The organism is Kaistella yonginensis (genome assembly GCF_030409525.1).
GTDB lineage: Bacteria > Bacteroidota > Bacteroidia > Flavobacteriales > Weeksellaceae > Kaistella > Kaistella yonginensis.
Genome location: NZ_JAUFQB010000010.1, coordinates 103,833 through 119,834 on the forward strand (window position 1 = coordinate 103,833; position 16,002 = coordinate 119,834).

18 protein-coding genes are annotated in these 16,002 nt (G+C 35.8%); 14 read left to right on the forward strand and 4 right to left on the reverse strand.

All coding sequences use genetic code 11. The features are described from left to right. The first annotated feature begins 132 nt into the window (after positions 1-132). A complete protein-coding gene (locus QWY78_RS03910) occupies positions 133-1,239 on the forward strand; it encodes an AI-2E family transporter (RefSeq protein ID WP_290216796.1) in 1,107 nt (368 codons plus the stop codon). A 130-nt stretch (positions 1,240-1,369) separates the two neighbouring features. Beyond that, on the forward strand, positions 1,370-2,266 hold the full coding sequence (locus QWY78_RS03915) for a DUF4349 domain-containing protein (protein WP_290216798.1): 897 nt from the start codon (positions 1,370-1,372) through the stop codon (positions 2,264-2,266). A 64-nt stretch (positions 2,267-2,330) separates the two neighbouring features. Here the strand turns inward: QWY78_RS03915 and QWY78_RS03920 are convergent, their stop codons facing one another. After that, positions 2,331-4,157 carry a DUF3858 domain-containing protein gene (locus QWY78_RS03920; RefSeq protein ID WP_290216799.1) on the reverse strand — a complete coding sequence of 609 codons (1,827 nt, stop codon included), beginning with the start codon at positions 4,155-4,157 and terminating at the stop codon, positions 2,331-2,333. A gap of 227 nt (positions 4,158-4,384) precedes the next feature. On the opposite strand from QWY78_RS03920, the gene pgi reads away from it, so the two are divergent. Genes pgi through QWY78_RS03955 form a run of 7 tightly spaced genes read left to right on the forward strand, consistent with a single transcriptional unit; the run spans position 4,385 to position 11,187 of the window. Further along, the gene (pgi, locus tag QWY78_RS03925) at positions 4,385-6,025 is read left to right on the forward strand and encodes a glucose-6-phosphate isomerase (RefSeq protein WP_290216998.1); all 1,641 of its coding nucleotides are present in this window, start codon (positions 4,385-4,387) and stop codon (positions 6,023-6,025) included. Positions 6,026-6,054: 29 nt separating this feature from the next. Further along, complete coding sequence (locus tag QWY78_RS03930) at positions 6,055-6,939, forward strand: bifunctional 5,10-methylenetetrahydrofolate dehydrogenase/5,10-methenyltetrahydrofolate cyclohydrolase (protein WP_290216801.1); 885 nt, start codon at positions 6,055-6,057, stop codon at positions 6,937-6,939. Next, positions 6,932-7,564, forward strand: a complete 633-nt coding sequence (locus QWY78_RS03935; protein ID WP_290216803.1) for a 7-carboxy-7-deazaguanine synthase QueE — start codon at positions 6,932-6,934, stop codon at positions 7,562-7,564. The genes QWY78_RS03930 and QWY78_RS03935 overlap by 8 nt, the downstream gene beginning before the upstream one ends. Before the next feature lie 34 nt (positions 7,565-7,598). Then, positions 7,599-8,972, forward strand: coding sequence for an exopolysaccharide biosynthesis polyprenyl glycosylphosphotransferase (locus tag QWY78_RS03940; protein WP_290216805.1), 1,374 nt, complete (start codon positions 7,599-7,601; stop codon positions 8,970-8,972). A 37-nt stretch (positions 8,973-9,009) separates the two neighbouring features. After that, positions 9,010-9,762, forward strand: a complete 753-nt coding sequence (locus QWY78_RS03945) for an MlaE family ABC transporter permease (protein WP_290216807.1) — start codon at positions 9,010-9,012, stop codon at positions 9,760-9,762. Further along, positions 9,762-10,571 (forward strand): ABC transporter ATP-binding protein, encoded by an 810-nt coding sequence (locus tag QWY78_RS03950; RefSeq protein WP_290216809.1) that lies wholly within the window; start codon positions 9,762-9,764, stop codon positions 10,569-10,571. Before QWY78_RS03945 ends, QWY78_RS03950 begins: the two co-directional genes overlap by 1 nt. After that, positions 10,564-11,187 carry an outer membrane beta-barrel protein gene (locus tag QWY78_RS03955; protein WP_290216812.1) on the forward strand — a complete coding sequence of 208 codons (624 nt, stop codon included), beginning with the start codon at positions 10,564-10,566 and terminating at the stop codon, positions 11,185-11,187. Before QWY78_RS03950 ends, QWY78_RS03955 begins: the two co-directional genes overlap by 8 nt. A 36-nt stretch (positions 11,188-11,223) precedes the next feature. Here the strand turns inward: QWY78_RS03955 and QWY78_RS03960 are convergent, their stop codons facing one another. After that, positions 11,224-11,550: a hypothetical protein gene (locus tag QWY78_RS03960; protein ID WP_290216814.1), complete on the reverse strand. Its 327-nt coding sequence runs from the start codon at positions 11,548-11,550 to the stop codon at positions 11,224-11,226. Between the two features lie 68 nt (positions 11,551-11,618). Then, entirely contained in the window at positions 11,619-12,428 is an 810-nt protein-coding gene (locus QWY78_RS03965) for a M48 family metallopeptidase (protein ID WP_290216816.1), read from the reverse strand. Positions 12,429-12,528: 100 nt separating this feature from the next. Here QWY78_RS03965 and QWY78_RS03970 point away from each other — a divergent pair, with 100 nt between their 5' ends. Then, positions 12,529-13,065: a DUF4251 domain-containing protein gene (locus QWY78_RS03970; RefSeq protein ID WP_290216818.1), complete on the forward strand. Its 537-nt coding sequence runs from the start codon at positions 12,529-12,531 to the stop codon at positions 13,063-13,065. 4 nt (positions 13,066-13,069) lie between these two features. Here QWY78_RS03970 and meaB read toward each other — a convergent pair whose 3' ends face one another. Next, a complete protein-coding gene (meaB, locus tag QWY78_RS03975) occupies positions 13,070-14,050 on the reverse strand; it encodes a methylmalonyl Co-A mutase-associated GTPase MeaB (RefSeq protein WP_290216821.1) in 981 nt (326 codons plus the stop codon). Positions 14,051-14,262: 212 nt separating this feature from the next. On the opposite strand from meaB, the gene QWY78_RS03980 reads away from it, so the two are divergent. From QWY78_RS03980 to QWY78_RS03995, 4 genes are read left to right on the forward strand one after another with little or no spacing between them, the layout of a single operon-like run. Next, a complete protein-coding gene (locus tag QWY78_RS03980) occupies positions 14,263-14,580 on the forward strand; it encodes a cytochrome C (protein ID WP_290216823.1) in 318 nt (105 codons plus the stop codon). Between the two features lie 9 nt (positions 14,581-14,589). Next, on the forward strand, positions 14,590-14,934 hold the full coding sequence (locus QWY78_RS03985) for a tRNA-binding protein (protein WP_290216825.1): 345 nt from the start codon (positions 14,590-14,592) through the stop codon (positions 14,932-14,934). 23 nt (positions 14,935-14,957) lie between these two features. Further along, positions 14,958-15,656 carry a 3'-5' exonuclease gene (locus QWY78_RS03990; RefSeq protein ID WP_290216827.1) on the forward strand — a complete coding sequence of 233 codons (699 nt, stop codon included), beginning with the start codon at positions 14,958-14,960 and terminating at the stop codon, positions 15,654-15,656. A 16-nt stretch (positions 15,657-15,672) separates the two neighbouring features. Continuing rightward, the gene (locus tag QWY78_RS03995) at positions 15,673-15,999 is read left to right on the forward strand and encodes an SUF system Fe-S cluster assembly protein (protein WP_290216828.1); all 327 of its coding nucleotides are present in this window, start codon (positions 15,673-15,675) and stop codon (positions 15,997-15,999) included. Positions 16,000-16,002: the final 3 nt, after the last annotated feature.

The window sequence follows — 16,002 nt, forward strand, 5'->3', positions numbered from 1 at the left end:
TTTTAAGAATAATATCAATTTTATAGAATACATGACAAAATTAACTCTTCTAGATCACTTGTATTAATACTATATTAAAGCCTCCCCATCTAAAAAAGAAATATCTTTGCACAATTAGATAATTGCTTCAAAATGAAAATACAACTCCCTTTTGTATTGCGACTCGCTTTAATCCTCATCAGCATTTTAGCGGTAGGATATTTGGCTAAAATTGGAAAAACAGTCTTGGCACCGTTGTTTTTTTCAATCTTAATGGCGCTTTTATTTCTTCCATTTGCTAATTTTCTGGAGCGAAAGCTTAGGTTTTCTAGAACAATATCTACCTTTTCGTCTTTGCTATTGATGATGGCCGTTTTAACGGGGCTGGTTTATTTCTTTTCGACGCAGCTCAGTGATTTTGCCAATGATCTTCCGGTTTTAAAATCACAAGTTTCCGAATCATTTACTGAACTGCAAATTTGGATTTCCAAGACCTTTGATCTGAACTTTAACGCGCAAATGAGTTACCTCAATCAAGCTTTAGAAAAATTACTTTCCTCAACGGCACTTATTTTAGGCTTCACCGTTTCTATGTTTTCTTCTACGATGGCTTTTTTCTTGTTCAGTGCCTTATTTTTCATCTTTATTTTAAATTATCGCCGGCTGCTGTACCAATTCATTATTTCGATTTTTCATAACCAACATTTTGAAAGAGTGAATGAAGGGATTATGGAAATTCAAAAAATAATTAAAGAATATATTTCCGGATTATTTATTCAGATTGTCATTGTCAGCACCTTAACCAGTATTTTACTTTCTGTGCTCGGTGTAAAATATGCGATTCTTTTGGGTGTTTTAACGGGATTAATGAATGTGATTCCTTATGTTGGCATTATATTTTCCACTTTAATTGCCTGTTTAATTTCTTTTGCAACTGGTGGAAACCATACGCTTTTTGTCTTGGTAGGCTACTTCATCATCCACGCCATCGATGGGAATATTATTCTGCCCTTGGTGGTGGGCTCAAAAGTAAAGATCAACGCACTTTTTACATTCATCGGACTTTTAATTGGTGAAGAATTATGGGGGATTTCTGGAATGTTTTTGAGTATTCCTTTCCTGGCCATTTTAAAAATTATTTTTGAAAGAGTAGAAGGGTTACAACCTTGGGGAAGTGTTTTGGGCGAGGAGACGAAAGTGAAAAAAGCCCGCAAAAAATATAAAATCACCAAGAATATTACTTTAGAAGAAAAAGATTAATATTCAAGAAGTTGATTATCAATTGGTTATATTTGTAAAATAATTTTTACAAGAACTATATAATTCATTTACAAACTTTACAAAGAATTCATACGGAAATTTGATTCAATTAATCAATAAAAAATCCGTTATGAAATCTCCAAAATTTTCCTTCGTTGTTGGATTCCTAATTTTAACCATCATTTTTGCTTGTAACAAAAACGAAACCGTCGGCGAGTACGGTTTGGCTGATACTGATTACACTGCCAGTACAGAAATCTCCGACAGCATTTCTTCCGTGGCAACCCTTCAGGTAAAAGACAAACAGTTTATCAAATCAGCGGATGTTTCTATGGAAGTTAAAGATGTTTACGAAGCCACAATTTCCATTGAAAAACAGCTAAAAGAAGTAGGCGGGTTCGTGACCTCTAGCCGTTTGCATTCTCAAATTATTTCAGAAGAAACCTTTAACACCTCTGATGAAAACGCGACATTGGTTAGAAAATTCCAAACAGAAAACACCATCCAGGTAAGAGTTCCTACCGCTCAATTAGGAGAATTCTTAACTTTCATTCATGATAAGAATCTGTTTCTTACCAGCCGAAATATTACTGCCGAAGAGGTAACTGCCAATATTAAACTTGCGGAACTAGAGGTAACAAGAAATAAAAATACGGGCAAGAATATTTCACAATTAAAAACCGACAAAGACCAGGTTATGATGATTGATGATAATGAACGAGAAAAGAATGGACAAACAATCTCCAGCTTTGAAATAACGGATCAGTTGAAATACAGCAACGTCGATATTTATCTTAAAGAGCCAAAACTCCGCATCGCTGAAATCCAAGTTTTCAACACAACAAATATTGACAACAAATACAAATTCAATTTTTTCTATGATTTGAAAAACAGTTTTATAGAAGGTTTTTACTTGATTCAGAAAATCGCAATTGGTTTGGTTTCCCTTTGGCCAATTTTATTAATTGGAGGAATTGCTTTCTATCTTTTTAGAAAAAGAAAAACAGTTACTAATGCTGAATCCTAATACTTCTGAATAGATGATAAGGATTTAAACCGTCAAGGTTTTCAAAACTTTGACGGTTTCTACATTATTTCTTTCTAATGACCACAACTTTTGAAAAAGCATCTGTCACTTTATCCATGAACTCATTATACTCTTGAATCTCCTTATTTTGGAAAATAGTTTTATTAATGAGTAAAGACCAAGTGATCAATTTTTCATTATTAATAATTTCAACTTCTTGAAGGTATTGCAAATCGCCTTTAAATGCTGAAATTTTACGTTGAAAATCTTCAGTATCCAGCTTATAATTTTCGGGAAATTGTGTTCTCAGTTGAATGGTTGCTAAAAAAGGGAAATCTAACTCAATCGGAAAATCCCGATTTTTATCGACTGTTAATTTTTTCAAACTTTTGGTAAACGGATTTTCGATAACGAATACTGAATTGGCTGGATTATCAAAATCGACGGTGCGCTGAGTTAACGTCCATTCATCGGACTCTTTTTTCACAGTGTCTGCAGTCATAATTCCAGTAAAAACATTGAAAATTTCCTGATTAAAAATTTCCAGATTAAAATAACCATTCGTTCGGTTTTGAATTTCGACGGTCGAATCATCTTCGCCAATTTCTAAATTTTGCCGGGAAACAAATTCAGAAAGCGAGGGAGAAACAGTTATAAAAAATTCACCGGGCGAGTCTAGTCCCAGCACTATATAATTGAAATTATTGAGTGATAAAAACCTGATATTCTCTGGCTGAGAAGTGGCACCATCAATGAGTAATTTCTCGCCATGGTCCACCTCTACTATGTTTATGAGCGTTTGCAATTTTGAAAACGTCGGATAGGCAACAATGATTCTCCCGTTGGAACGCGGACTATTAATTGCCAGTTCAGACTGAATGTTTTTGATACTCAAAATTCCTTTTAAAAGAATATTGAAATCTGCAGTATTCCCAATTTTTGTTTGTAAAAAATCACTTTGGATATCGGAAGTTTTCACCGCTAAAAATTGATTCCATATATAATGATCACGTAAAAACTGCACGCAATTCTTTAAGGTTTCTAATTGCGTAGATCCATTTTTTATTTGAGCTGCGATTCGTGGGAAATCTACATTTTTACCGCTTTGTTGAATATCTTTAATAATTATTTTTTTAAATCCGCTCCATGAATTTTCCGAATAATAAGTGCCATAATAATTCTTTGCTGAGGTATATTGAAACATTAGTCTTTCCCTATAATCTTCAATATTATAAACGTTTTTATACATTTTATCACTCGGAATATTGGTCAATTCCCATTCTTTATTGTTTTTCTTGCCGCTGTACTTTTGATTAAGTTTTTGTCCTTTCAAGATGACTTTGTAATTGAAACCTGTTGCCAGATCTAAATACAACTGGGAAGAAAGCGTCGGGATCGAATTTTGAAAACGCCAAGGTGAAGCATACAAATCATACGGCCGCATTATTTTTACTTTGTATTCTATCATTGATCCGACCCGAACATTGGGAAAAGCCAAAGCAATTTCTTCGATATTGCCATTTCTACTAATGATAATATCTTTCTTATCGACTGGCGTGATCACCGATTTTCCATCGATAATATTGATCGTTTGGGCGCCCTGCAAAACAACCTTGTCATTAAAAACGGCAGGTCGGTAGCTCCATTTCTTTTCTGCGTTCTCAAAACCGTTGATCGATAAAATTTTAGTGCGTCCGTATTCAACGAGTTCATAACCACGGTCCGTAATTTTTAAGAGACCAATATCTTTTAACTTTACCGCATCTGCACCAGGTTCAAAAGCAACTTCATCTAAATCAATTTCTTGTTGAGAGACCTTTCCCCATTGAATATCCTGACTAAAAGCAAAACTGCATATCAGAAGAAAAAAGAGACGTAAAACTATTTTCATAAGTATCAAAATATGGCGTAAACTCAATCGCTTTTTATAAAACACTTCATCTCACTGAGTTAAATATTTCAAAAAGATCGTTTTTTAAAACGACTGGCTAACAAAAATAATCATTTCTTATCGACCACAAAGTTTTTCATCCACTCATTTTTCCGTAAATTTGCACGAAATTTTTAATGCTCATTGTCAAAAACGGTGAACATTAAACCTTAAACTTTGAAAATATGATGTTGCCCAAAATAAATCCTACACAAACCAACGCCTGGAAAAATCTATCTGATCATTTTGCTCATAATGATTTTGAACTTCGTACCCTTTTTCAATATAATCCAGAACGATTCAACCAATTTTCTGTTAAGAGAGAAGATTACCTTTTTGATTATTCTAAAAACTTAATCGATCAGAAAACCTTTGATCTTTTACAAAGTTTAGCGGAAGAATGCGATGTTAAAGCTGCAATCAGCGCCATGTTCTCGGGAGGAATAATTAATGAAACAGAAGGAAGAGCAGTTTTGCACACCGCCTTGCGAGATTTTTCTGATAAAGAAATTTTAGTCGATGGTGAAAATATAAAACCAGGAATTAAAAGGGTTTTAAACCAAATGAAAACGTTTTCTGAGAAAATAATTTCGGGAGAACATAAAGGATTTTCAGGAAAAGAAATTACCGATGTTGTGAATATCGGAATTGGTGGTTCAGATTTGGGACCAGTAATGGTTTGTTCGGCTTTGAAGCATTTTAAAACAAGATTACACGTTCATTTCGTCTCTAATGTTGACGGAAATCACATTGCAGAAGTTCTAAAAAACTTAAATCCAGAAACGACGCTTTTTATTATCGCCTCTAAAACGTTTACCACCCAGGAAACAATGACCAACGCAGAATCTGCGAAAGAATGGTTTTTGAAAGTCGGAAAACAAGAAGACGTTGCAAAACATTTTGTGGCGCTCTCTACCAATGTTGAAGCGGTGAAAAATTTTGGCATTGCAGAGGAAAACATTTTCGAATTTTGGGATTGGGTCGGTGGTAGATATTCTTTGTGGAGTGCCATCGGTTTAAGCATCGTTCTTTCCGTGGGTTACGAAAATTTCGAACAATTATTAAAAGGAGCCAACGAAACTGATATTCATTTTCAAACGGCTGATTTCAAAGAGAATGTGCCAGTTTTAATGGGACTTCTCGGAATATGGTATCGTAATTTCTTTGATGCAGGAACCTACGCGATTCTGCCATACTCTCAATACTTAGATCGTTTTGCGGCTTACCTTCAACAAGGTGATATGGAAAGTAATGGGAAATGTGTAGACCGAAATGGCGAATTCGTAGCCTATGAAACAGGACCGATTATATGGGGAGAACCGGGAACGAATGGGCAACATGCGTTTTATCAACTCATTCATCAAGGAACAGAATTGATTCCGGCAGATTTTATCGCCTATGTTAAATCATGTAATGAAGTTTCTGACCATCAAGAAAAATTATTGGCAAACTTTTTTGCCCAAACCGAAGCATTGGCTTTCGGAAAAACCGAAACCGAAGCCAGAGCAGAATTAGAAAAATCAGGAATTTCTGCAGACGAAATCAACCGATTAGTCAACTACAAAGTCTTCCACGGAAATACACCCACCAATTCATTAATGTTTAAGGAATTGACTCCCTTTTCATTAGGACAACTGATTGCATTATACGAACATAAAATATTTGTTCAAGGTATCATTTGGAATATTTTCAGTTTTGATCAATTTGGGGTAGAGTTGGGAAAAGTCTTGGCTGGGAAAATTTTATCAGAATTAAAGAATCCAGCGCCTGTAACCTCGCATGATTCATCTACAAATGGGTTGATTCACTATTTTAAAGAGGAAAAGTAAATCTAAAATAAATCTAAAGTAAAAACGAAATGGCACAAATTCTCGACGGACTGAAGGTCTCCAAAGAAATCAAAGAAGAAATTCGCATCGATGTAGAAAAGATTGTACAAAACCACAGACGTCCACCACATTTAGTTGCGATTCTGGTCGGAAAAAATGGTGCGAGCATGACTTATGTGAATAATAAAATTAAGGATTGCAAAGAAGTGGGATTCAAATCGTCACTGATCGATTTTCCCAGTACGGTTTCTGAAGCAGAACTTTTAGAAAAAATCGATGAACTCAATAAGTGCAAAGATGTTGATGGATTTATCGTTCAATTGCCATTACCAAAACAAATCGATCAGGAAAAAATCATCATGGCGATTGATCCAAGAAAAGATGTAGATGGTTTTCACCCAGAAAACTTTGGAAAAATGGCTTTGGAAATGGACACGTTTCTACCGGCAACTCCGTTTGGAATTTTGACCTTATTAGAAAGGTACCATATCGACACCAAAGGAAAACACTGTGTAGTGATTGGCAGAAGCAGAATTGTAGGAAAACCGATGAGTATTTTGATGGGAAGAAAAGATTTCCCTGGGAACTCTACCGTTACCCTTACCCATTCCTACACGCCTCATATTGAGGAATTTACCAAAAATGCAGATATTATCATTACGGCGCTGGGTGATCCCAATTTCTTAAAATCAGATATGATTAAAGACGGGGCGATCATCATCGATGTGGGAATTACCCGCGTAGAAGATCAGTCTGAAAAAGGCTATCAGTTGGTTGGTGACGTAGATTTTGAAAGCTGCAAGGAAAAAGCGAGTTGGATTACGCCAGTACCAGGCGGAGTCGGCCCCATGACGAGAGCCATGTTGATGAAAAACACTATTTTGGCCTATAAAACTTCAGAATATAATGACTAAAGAAGAAGAAAATATTTTATTACAAGAAGGTAAAATGCTCCCAGTGATGGAGCATTTTTACACGTTGCAAGGCGAAGGTGCCCATACTGGGAAAGCGGCTTATTTCATCAGACTGGGTGGTTGCGATGTTGGCTGCCACTGGTGTGACGTTAAAGAAAGTTGGGATCCAAATTTACACCCTTTGATGAATACGGAAATGATTGCCGAAACGGCGGCCAGTTTTTGTAAAACGATTGTCTTAACCGGCGGAGAACCCTTAATGTGGAATCTGGAAATTTTAACAAACAAATTGAAAGAACTCGGCTGTGAAATTCATATTGAAACTTCTGGCGCATACGAAATGAGCGGAAAATTAGATTGGATTACGCTTTCACCGAAAAAAACCGGCTTGCCGAAACCCGCAATTTATGCCAATGCCAATGAGTTGAAAATGATTATTTTCAACAACAGTGATTTTAAGTTTGCCGAAGAGCAAGCAGCCAAGGTTTCACCAGATTGCGTTCTTTACCTGCAGAGTGAGTGGAGTAAACGAGATGAAATGTATGCCAAGATTACCGATTTCATATTGGCAAATCCGCGATGGCAAGCCTCGGTACAAACGCATAAGTATTTGAATATTCCCTAAATTATATTAGATTTACTTCTAATTAAACTGCAGTATGCAAAGAATTCGATATTCTCGCTATTTCAAAACCACTTTTATTCTCATCGATGTCGTTGTGATAGCGGCGGTTTTTGTGTATTTTTTTCTACGAAACAATGATCAGCTATTTGCTGAAGAAACTTCTGAACAAAATATTCTATCCATCGTACTGCTTATTTTTTACTGGATATTGTTGAGCAGCAGAACAAAATTATATTCTATCGCCCGAAATATTACTTACACCATTTATTTGGAACGATTGGTTACACATATTTTCATTTTCATTTTCGGTGTGATTTTATTAGCGAAAGTAAGCAATAATGATTTTTTAAAACAAGATCGATTTCTGATTGCGATCAGTTTATTTTTCCTGCTATTCCTAATTAAATCTACCCTTTTCTTTACTTTAAAATACATTAGGACCAAAGGACTTAATTACCGAAATGTAATGTTTTTATCCGATGATTCCTCTTCAGAAATATTAAAAAATATTTTAACAGAGCGAAAAGATTATGGTTTTAAAATTTATAATTATGCAATTGAAGACCGTTTTGATTTTGCAAAATTAGTCGAATTTTGGAAAGAAAACGGGATTCACACGCTCTATATTTCTACCGAACTTGGGCATTACGAAAAAGAACAAGAAGCCGAAATTTATAGATTAGCAGAAATGCACAAGGTTAGGATTTCCCTAATTCCAACCATTGTGAAAAATAATTTTTTTCAGTATGACCTCGGTTATATCGAAACCCAACCTATTTTAATTCGCTCAAAATTTCCGTTGGATTATCTCACCAATATTATTTTAAAACGTGCTTTTGATTTGGTTTTTTCGGTCTTCATGATTGTTTTTATTTGCAGTTGGCTCTTTCCAATTATTGCGATTTTAATAAAACTTGATGGTAAAGGTCCGGTCTTTTTTTTACAAAAAAGATATGGCTACCACGAAGAAGTTTTCACGTGTATAAAATTCCGAACGATGTGTGTTAATGGTAATTGCACCATTAAGACCACTGAAGAAAATGATCAGCGGATTACCAGAATTGGTAGATTTCTGAGGAAAACAAGCTTAGATGAGATGCCGCAATTTCTGAATGTGCTCAGGGGTGAAATGTCGGTTGTTGGTCCAAGACCTCATATGCTTTTGGTAGATGATTTCTACAAATTAAAAATTGGGCGATATTCAATTAGGAGCTTGGTAAAACCAGGGGTGACTGGTTTAGCACAGGTGAACGGCTTGCGTGGTGATGCAGGTAATATGGATATTGAAATGCAGAAAAGAATTCTTGCCGACGCTTTTTATGTAAAAAACTGGACGATGAGCTTGGATTTGGTCATCATATTCAAAACCATTTTTCTTGTGATTGGCGGTGATAAGAATGCCAATTAAAACTTCTTTAAAAAATAAAAAACACTAATTTTGCAGCATGTTAAAAAATCTGTTGAGCCAAATTGGCGCTTATTTCCTTCTTTTATCAAAAACGCTGAAGAAGCCGCAGAAATCTTCGGTTTTCGGTAAACTGCTGATGCGCGAAATATATGATCTGGGCGTAAACTCTTTCGGATTGGTATTATTTACTTCCACTTTTGTAGGAGCTGTAGTCGCGATCCAAATGTTTAATAACTTCAATGCATCATCGTTCCCAATTCCAAATTCATTCATTGGGTATGCCACCAAAGTAGTTTTGATTTTGGAGTTTTCACCTACCATTATCTCGGTGGTATTAGCAGGGAAAGTGGGTTCCTATATCGCTTCTAGTATTGGTACGATGCGTGTTACCGAGCAAATTGATGCTTTAGATATTATGGGAGTTAACTCCCCAAACTTTCTTATTTTACCTAAAATTTTAGCCAGTGTAATTTTTAACCCGCTGCTTATTGCAATCAGTATTGTTTTTGGAATTTGGGGTGGCTATTTGGCTGGACTTGCTACAGGGAGCTGGAGTAAAGCAGATTATATCACTGGAATACAGATGTATATGCCACAACATTTCATTTGGTATGCCTTTTTCAAAACTGCAGCATTTGCTTTTTTAATCGCAACGATTCCCGCGTATTTTGGGTATAATGTAAAGGGTGGCTCCCTGGAAGTTGGGCGGGCAAGTACCCAAGCTGTAGTATGGACTATTGTAGCCATTATTATTATGAACTTAATATTAACCCAAATGTTCCTAAGCTAATGATTGAAGTAAAAGATTTAAAGAAAAGTTTTGATGAAGTGGAGGTCTTAAAAGGAATTACAAGTACTTTTGAAACCGGAAAAGTAAACCTCATCATCGGGCAAAGTGGTTCAGGGAAAACAGTGTTTCTGAAAAGTTTACTCAATGTTTATCAGCCTACCTCTGGCGAGATATTATTCGATGGCCGAGACATTAATAATATGTCGCGAGATGAGAAACAGTTACTTAGGTCTGAAATCGGAACCGTATTTCAGGGCAGTGCACTTTTCGATTCCATGACGGTAGAAGAAAATATAACTTTTCCGTTGGATATGTTTACCAACCTTACTTTTAGAGAAAAGAAAAGGCGTGCATTTGAGGTGATTGGGCGTGTTCATTTGGAGAAAGCCAACCGAAAATATCCCTCAGAAATTTCGGGTGGAATGCAAAAAAGGGTGGCCATTGCCAGAGCGATTGTTAACAATCCGAAATATCTTTTTTGTGATGAACCTAACTCTGGTCTAGATCCCTACACTTCTAATATTATTGATGATCTGCTTCTAGAAATAACCAAAGAATATAACACCACCACCATCATCAATTCACATGATATGAACTCGGTGATGACAATTGGTGAAAAAATCCTGTATCTTCGGCTGGGTATTAAAGAATGGGAAGGAGATAAAGACATCCTGATCAATGCAGGCAATAAAAACTTGATTGATTTCGTTTATTCATCAGAGCTGTTTAAGGAACTTCGAGAGTATTTCCTAGAAACAAATAAAACTTCAATTGATAATATTATAACAAAACCTCAAAATAATGAATAAAGTAATCAGTGTTTTCTTAATTGGTGCAAGTGTTTTAGGATCTGCACAGGTTAAATTGGCGGCAAAAGCGAATGTGCTTTTTAAAACCGATAGCCCAACTTGGGAGAGTGTTAAAGGTACTGCTGTGAAAGTATACAATGATTCTGGAAAAAATAGCACTGGTTATAATGTAGGATTATCTGTAAAAATAGATTTGCCTGCATCCTTTTTTGTAATGCCAGAGATTTATTACACCACTTTTAAAACAGAATTTGATATTCCTGATCCGCTTGTTAACACCACGATTGAAGCACAAAGCAATCGTGTTGATCTGCCTGTTCTTTTAGGCTATCGAATCTTAGGCGATAATTTAGGTGTTTTCTTAGGCCCCGTTGCATCTTATAATTTAACGACTGACAATCAGTTTGATGATTTTAAAGAAAATGCGACCGATAATTTTATGGTAGGTTATCAATTCGGTGCACAAGTACAATTACAAAAATTGATTCTTAATGCTCGATATGAAGGCGCATTCACTAATGATCAAAGAAATTTTATTAACAAGAATACCAACGAAACAATTCGTTATGACAGCCGACCAAGTTTATTTTTGGTAGGTTTAGGCTATGAGTTTTAAGAAAACGAACTGTAAATGACCAAAAAATCCTCCGAATTAATAGTTCGGAGGATTTTTATTATCGTCAGGTGAAGTATATGTTACAGTCTGTTGTTTTGCTAATTCTGCGGCTTGTTTTTCCAAATCTTCATTTACAATCCGAAGTTGCTTAAGTTCTCTTCTTTTTTCCTCTTGTTTTAAAGCAGCCCCTTTGCTAACATAGCCTACGATCCCTCCAATAATTAAACCGATACCAATACCGGCGAGGATCCCCATCAAATTAATCGGTTCAAAAAGTTTGACTACCGAAAATTGCGGCAACATATAGTAAAGCAAAAAAGCCAAACCAAGTAATAAAAATCCTATAAAAGTTAAATTTTTCATGTTGATATTAATTTAAAAACCTTCCCAAATTTAAGAAAATTTCGGGAAGGTTTGCCATATTATATGTCTTAAAGTTTGCCGCCAGATGCTTTGAAATATTGCAAAGCTTTGGGCATATGCTTTTCTAAATCTGCTCTACGGGTGTCAGGATTAGGGTGCGTAGAAAGAAATTCTGGTGGTCGATTTCCAGACGAGGCAGCTTCCATTCTCTGCCAGAAAGGATGTGCTTCTCGTGGATCGTAACCTGCCATTGCCATCAAATACAGACCCATTTCATCTGCTTCCAACTCTTGACTTCTGCCATATTTTAATAGTGCTACTTGAGCACCTAAAGGATAAGCTTGTTGAAAAATCGCAGCCATTTGGCCATTCGAAATCGTGCTTCCTAAAATTGCGCCACCATATTCTGCAATCATACCTTGTGATATTCTCTCGTTTCCATGGCCTGCTATGGCGTGGGAAATCTCGTGACCCAAAACTACTGCTAAGCCGGTATCTGTTTTTGTGATAGGCATAATTCCCGTATAAACGGCCACTTTACCACCAGGCATACACCACGCATTAACCTGCTTATCATCAATTAAATTAAATTCCCATTGATAATTGGCAAGATCAGCTTCTCTACCTATTCCACGGTAATAATTATTGGCAGCATTTTTTATCCTCAAACCTACGTTCTGAACGCTTTTTGCTTGAGTAGTCCCAGAAACAACCTTCGCAGTCGACAAAGCTTGACGGTACTGCTGAAGAGCCATCGCTGAAATCTCTTGATTGTTTGCCAACTGAATTGACTTGCGACCCGTGATTGGGTTGGTAGTACAGGCGATCATCATTGCAGACACAATGCTGATTCCCAATATTTTGTTTATATTCTTCATCGTTTTATAAATTACTTTTAAGGAATTAAACAATTTTTATTCCAAAAAAAGATTTAAGAGGCAATATTGCATAATTTTTGCATGAGTACCAAAAAATCTCATGAGAAATTTACATAAAATAGTAATTGCTGTTTTCACTTTTATTTTAATGTATTCTTGTCGTACACAGAATAATATCCCTGCGTCAGGAAATATTGTGTCATTGTTGGAGAGCAATGAATTTACTTTTGTCGCACAGCACGCAAATCCAAGTAATTTGGATGTTATAAATGTTATGAATTCACTTCCGGGTGGCAGTTCTTCGCGGATGATGGATTTAGACTACGGTTATTCCATAGAAATCCGAAAAGATAAACTAGAGGTCACTTTACCCTACTTTGGCAGAATGTACACTTCAAACATGGATCCCGACAAAAATTCTTACCGATTCACTTCGAAAGATTTTACCATTAATAAAAAAGAAGGTAAAAAAGGAAGTCTCTTGTATACCATTACAACCAACGATCAGCAAAACACGAAGACCATTTTTATGGAGGTTTTCAAAAATGCTAAAACCTATGTGTCAATCGATTCTAATGACAGGCAACCCATTTCTTATGATGGTTATGTTACAGTAAATAGGACTGTAAAAAACTAACCTATTATCCGATTAATTTCTCAACAAAAATTTTTGCTTCTGTACTTGGATTTGATTTCAGTTCAGAAGCATTTTTTTTATGTTCTTCATAAAAGGATTCGGTCAATTTATCTGATTTTGCTTTTTGTAAAATATATTCCTGAACCCAGTAATCAAAACGTTTTTCGGCTTGTTTTTTTCGGGTTTCTTCAAAAGAATGATGAGTTATTTTTAGATCAATAAATTCTTGAATTTTTTCGTAAACCTCTTGTAATCCCGCATTGTTTAAAGCAGAACCCAGCAGAACCGGAACTTTCCAGTCTTTTTCTTTTGATGGTAAAAAATGAAGAGCACGCATCAATTCCACTTTTGTATTTTTTGCTTTAAGGCGGTTTTCTTCTTCAACTTTATTAATGAAAATCAAATCCACCATTTCCATAATACCTCGTTTTATTCCCTGAAGTTCGTCGCCACCACCAATAATCTTTAAGAATAAAAAAACATCAGTAATATCGGATACCAGAACTTCACTTTGACCAACACCCACGGTTTCAATGAGAATATAATCATACCCCGCCGCTTCGCAAATCAACATCGACTCAAATGTTGCATTAGCAATTCCTCCCAAAAATCCAGAAGTCGGACTGGGACGAATAAAGGCGTTTTTCTCCTTCGACAATTCTTCCATGCGGGTTTTATCGCCTAAAATAGAACCTTTGTTCAAAGTAGAACTTGGATCAATCGCTAAGACCGCAACTTTTTTTCCCTGCGCCACGGCTAATTTTCCAAAATTTTCGATAAAGGTCGATTTTCCAGCACCAGGCACGCCAGTAATTCCTACTCTTATTGATTTCCCGGTAAAAGTCAAGATTTCTTTTAACAATTCATCCGCCTGATTGCGATGCTCCGCTTTTTTACTTTCGACCAACGTAATTGCTTTTCCGAGCAAGCGTTTGTCTCCGGATCGTATTCCATTTATCAGATCTTGGTTTGAAGGCGTTTTCATTAACTCAAAAATACAATTCTTTTCTGAAATCAATTCAACTATTTACCGGCTAGTGAAAAACTAAGCCTCTACGAATGGTCAAAATATTATCGGGAAATAAAATAGTTAAGATTTTTATATTTTAACAAAATACGTAATTTTCAGAAGGGAGAGGGAAACTGAAAATAAAAATTCTTATTTTTGAAAGAAATACGTAGTCAAAAACTATAAAAATGAATAAGCACAATCAATTTAAAAATGAAGCAATTCCCAATTACAACTTTTTAGTCGCTGCGTTGGGCATTATCGGCTTTATGTTTTCTTGTAGTCCGAAAATTGGAGAAGCAAGCACTAAAAATAATTCTACTGAATACCTTTCCCAGGGGAAAACAATCTACGACAATTCATGTGGGAAATGCCACGACTTACCCAATCCTAAGGAATATTCTGCACAAAGTTGGGTAGGTATTATGAATTCGATGGCTCCAAAAGCGAAATTAAATGAGAGCCAACATCAGATGGTTTACGATTACATCGTCTCTGTTAAATAAAAAAAATCATTGGCGATGAAACCCGAAATTAGTTGGAGTGATTTTGAAAAACTCGATATAAGAATCGGAACAATTATTTCTGCCTCTGATTTTAAACGTGCAAAAAATCCTTCTTATCAAATAGAAATTGATTTTGGCGAGCTTGGAACTAAAAAATCTTCTGCGCAAATCACCGATTTATATGACAAAGAAGACCTTATTGGAAAACAGATTATTGCCATTGTAAATTTTCCGAAAAAACAGATTGCCAACTTTTTTAGTGAGTGTTTAATATTAGGTGTAATAGGCGAGAATAAAGAAATCACCATTTTAAGTACCACCTTACCCGTAAAAAATGGCTTGCCTATTGGATAGAACTATTGTTAAAAACTAAAATTATGATTCAAAACATTCCTTTAGAAAAAGTATTATTTCTGGATATTGAGACGGTTCCACAGTTTGGGAATTGGCGGGATTTGGATGAAACCGAGCAATATCTTTGGGATAAAAAAACAAAATTTCAACGAAAAGAAGAATTTACCGCGGAAGAATATTACACGGAAAGAGGCGGAATCATGGCAGAATTCGGAAAGATTATCTGTATTTCGGTTGGGATCCTGGAGAAAAATGGCAAATTGAAAATCAAAAGTTTCTACGGAGATGATGAAAAAAAATTGCTGGAAGAATTTGGGGTAATTTTTAACAGTCCAAAACTGCGGGAAGTTATTCTTTGCGCTCATAATGGGAAAGAATTCGACTTTCCTTGGATTGCCCGCCGTTTTTTAATCAATGGAATGCAGCCGCCACTTCCTTTTCAAATGTTTGGAAAAAAACCATGGGAAATTCCACATCTCGACACCATGGAGCTTTGGAAATTTGGAGATTACAAATCATTTATCTCTTTGGAACTATTGGCTCATCTCTTCGGAATACCCACGCCAAAAGATGATATAGATGGTTCAATGGTGGCATCAATCTACTATATAGAGAAAGACTTATTTAGAATCGTTAAATATTGTGAAAAAGATGTCTTAACTTTGGCAAATGTTTTCCGGCGCATGCGGCAGGAGGATTTATTAGACAAAAGCGAAAATTAAACGTTCCAAAATAAGAATGAAATATACAGACGAAAAAATTGCCGAAATTGGTGAAAATATTATTACCGCACTTAAAACCGTATACGATCCAGAAATCCCGGTTGATATTTATGAACTAGGATTAATCTATGATGTACAGATTTCTGATGAGGGTAAAGTAAAAGTGATTATGACTTTAACAACACCGAACTGCCCGGTCGCAGAAAGTTTGCCTGCTGAAGTTCGCCAGCGCGTAACTGAAGTTGATGAGGTTAATGAAGTAGATTTAGAGCTTACCTTTGAACCAGCCTGGAACAAAGACATGATGAGTGAAGAAGCCCGATTTGAATTGGGAATGTTCTAAAAT